Origin of the sequence: uncultured Empedobacter sp. (genome assembly GCF_937930195.1) — a bacterium.
Lineage (GTDB): Bacteria > Bacteroidota > Bacteroidia > Flavobacteriales > Weeksellaceae > Empedobacter > Empedobacter stercoris.
On sequence record NZ_CALGVK010000030.1, the window covers coordinates 1 to 3,162 of the forward strand.

Sequence of the window (3,162 nt, forward strand, 5' to 3'; positions counted from 1 at the left end):
TAATCTTTTTTACGCTTGTTTCAATGGATTGAAGCTCGTCTGCAAATCGTATGTCAACTCTAAAATTCGTTGATAAAAGTGATAACGAATCTGAATTAGAAAAAAGAATTAGAAAAATCCGACGATTTAGAATCGAAATGCAATTCAACTCTAAATTATTGGAATAAAAAAAGTTGGAGTGTTTGAGTGGAGCGAGTTGCCAACTTTATGGAAATAATTTATTTAGTTGAATCATTGAGAGACTACTGTCGGCATCTTTTTTTGTTTCGTTTTTTTGGATGAGCTTCCCCGAAGGGCATATGAATACCGATAATTAAAATAGATAAGCTATGAATAAAAAATGAAAATAATAGATTTCTCAATACTTCAAAATAACTTTATCTAAATCATAACTGATTTTTTCAAGATTAATTTCTAAAATTGGTTGAGCCATTTTTACAGAGTTTTAGTTGAATACAGATAAAAATACAGGAAAAATTTGTTATAAGGCTATTAACCTTTAAATTTGTGTTTAAATTGATCAGAAATTATGATTGACCAAATCAAACAATATATTGAAGAAGTAAAAAACTTCCATTCGACGAATGCTTCTGAAATAGAAGAGTTCAGAATTAAATTTTTAGGTAAAAAGGGAATTTTAGCAGACTTGTTTACACAGTTTAAGTCTGTTCCAAATGAACAAAAAAAGGAATTTGGTCAAGTTGTGAATGAATTAAAAACATTGGCAACTGAAAAATCGACTGTTCTTAAAAATGAAATCTCAAACGAAGGAAAAACAGATACTTCTTTAGATTTAACTCGTCCAGGAGAACCTTTTACTTTAGGGTCTCGTCATCCTATCAACATTACAAAAAATCGTATTATCGAGATTTTTAATCGTATTGGTTTCAGTGTTTCTGAAGGTCCAGAAATAGAAGATGATTGGCACAATTTTACAGCGCTTAATTTACCTGCGCATCACCCAGCACGTGATATGCAAGATACTTTTTTCATCGAAAAAGATCCAGATATAGTGTTGCGTACCCATACATCATCTGTTCAGATTCGTCACATGGAAAACAATCAACCACCAATGCGTTTCTTAGCGCCAGGGCGTGTTTACCGTAACGAAGCTATTTCATCTCGTTCGCACATGATGTTTCACCAAATCGAAGGTTTATATATTGATGAAGGTGTTTCCTTTGCCGATTTGAAACAAACGTTAAGTTATTTCACAACAGAATTATTTGGTAAATCTGAAATTCGTTTACGTCCTTCTTATTTCCCTTTTACTGAACCTTCTGCTGAGGTTGATGTTTATTGGGGATTGGAAACCGAAACGGATTATCGTATGACCAAAGGAACTGGTTGGTTAGAAATTATGGGATGTGGTATGGTTGACCCAAATGTTTTGCGTAATGTCGATATCGATCCTGAGAAATATTCGGGTTATGCATTTGGAATGGGAATCGAACGTATTGCCTTGTTGTTGTATCAAATTGGAGATATCCGTTTGTACACAGAAAATGACAAACGTTTCTTAGAGCAATTTCAATCAGAATTATTTTAAAAAAGTTTATAGAAAACAAAAAATCCACTCAATTGAGTGGATTTTTTGTTTTCTATAAACTTTTTTAAAATAATTCTGATTGAAATTGCTCTAAGAAACGTTTGTCATTTTCTGTGTACAAACGGATATCTCCAATTTGATACAACAACAAGGCAATACGTTCGATTCCCATTCCAAATGCATAACCCGAATATTTCTCAGGATCGATATCGACATTACGCAAAACATTTGGGTCAACCATACCACATCCCATAATTTCTAACCAACCAGTTCCTTTGGTCATACGATAATCCGTTTCGGTTTCCAATCCCCAATAAACATCAACCTCAGCAGAAGGTTCAGTAAAAGGGAAATAAGAAGGACGTAAACGAATTTCAGATTTACCAAATAATTCTGTTGTGAAATAACTTAACGTTTGTTTCAAATCGGCAAAGGAAACACCTTCATCAATATATAAACCTTCGATTTGGTGAAACATCATGTGCGAACGAGATGAAATAGCTTCGTTACGGTAAACACGCCCTGGCGCTAAGAAACGCATTGGTGGTTGATTGTTTTCCATGTGACGAATCTGAACAGATGATGTATGGGTACGCAACACTATATCTGGATCTTTTTCGATGAAAAAAGTATCTTGCATATCACGTGCTGGGTGATGCGCAGGTAAATTAAGCGCTGTAAAATTGTGCCAATCATCTTCTATTTCTGGACCTTCAGAAACACTGAAACCAATACGATTAAAAATCTCGATAATACGATTTTTTGTAATGTTGATAGGATGACGAGACCCTAAAGTAAAAGGTTCTCCTGGACGAGTTAAATCTAAAGAAGTATCTGTTTTTCCTTCGTTTGAGATTTCATTTTTAAGAACAGTCGATTTTTCAGTTGCCAATGTTTTTAATTCATTCACAACTTGACCAAATTCCTTTTTTTGTTCATTTGGAACAGACTTAAACTGTGTAAACAAGTCTGCTAAAATTCCCTTTTTACCTAAAAATTTAATTCTGAACTCTTCTATTTCAGAAGCATTCGTCGAATGGAAGTTTTTTACTTCTTCAATATATTGTTTGATTTGGTCAATCATAATTTCTGATCAATTTAAACACAAATTTAAAGGTTAATAGCCTTATAACAAATTTTTCCTGTATTTTTATCTGTATTCAACTAAAACTCTGTAAAAATGGCTCAACCAATTTTAGAAATTAATCTTGAAAAAATCAGTTATGATTTAGATAAAGTTATTTTGAAGTATTGAGAAATCTATTATTTTCATTTTTTATTCATAGCTTATCTATTTTAATTATCGGTATTCATATGCCCTTCGGGGAAGCTCATCCAAAAAAACGAAACAAAAAAAGATGCCGACAGTAGTCTCTCAATGATTCAACTAAATAAATTATTTCCATAAAGTTGGCAACTCGCTCCACTCAAACACTCCAACTTTTTTTATTCCAATAATTTAGAGTTGAATTGCATTTCGATTCTAAATCGTCGGATTTTTCTAATTCTTTTTTCTAATTCAGATTCGTTATCACTTTTATCAACGAATTTTAGAGTTGACATACGATTTGCAGACGAGCTTCAATCCATTGAAACAAGCGTAAAAAAGATTA

General features: G+C 32.6%; 2 protein-coding genes. One reads left to right on the forward strand and one right to left on the reverse strand.

The genetic code is table 11. The annotated features are described in order from the left end of the window. Positions 1-529 precede the first annotated feature (529 nt). A complete protein-coding gene (pheS, locus tag Q0616_RS01785; protein ID WP_225539092.1) occupies positions 530-1,549 on the forward strand; it encodes a phenylalanine--tRNA ligase subunit alpha in 1,020 nt (339 codons plus the stop codon). A gap of 64 nt (positions 1,550-1,613) precedes the next feature. Here the strand turns inward: pheS (Q0616_RS01785) and pheS (Q0616_RS01790) are convergent, their stop codons facing one another. Beyond that, positions 1,614-2,633 carry a phenylalanine--tRNA ligase subunit alpha gene (gene pheS / locus Q0616_RS01790; protein ID WP_225539092.1) on the reverse strand — a complete coding sequence of 340 codons (1,020 nt, stop codon included), beginning with the start codon at positions 2,631-2,633 and terminating at the stop codon, positions 1,614-1,616. Between the last annotated feature and the right edge of the window lie 529 nt (positions 2,634-3,162).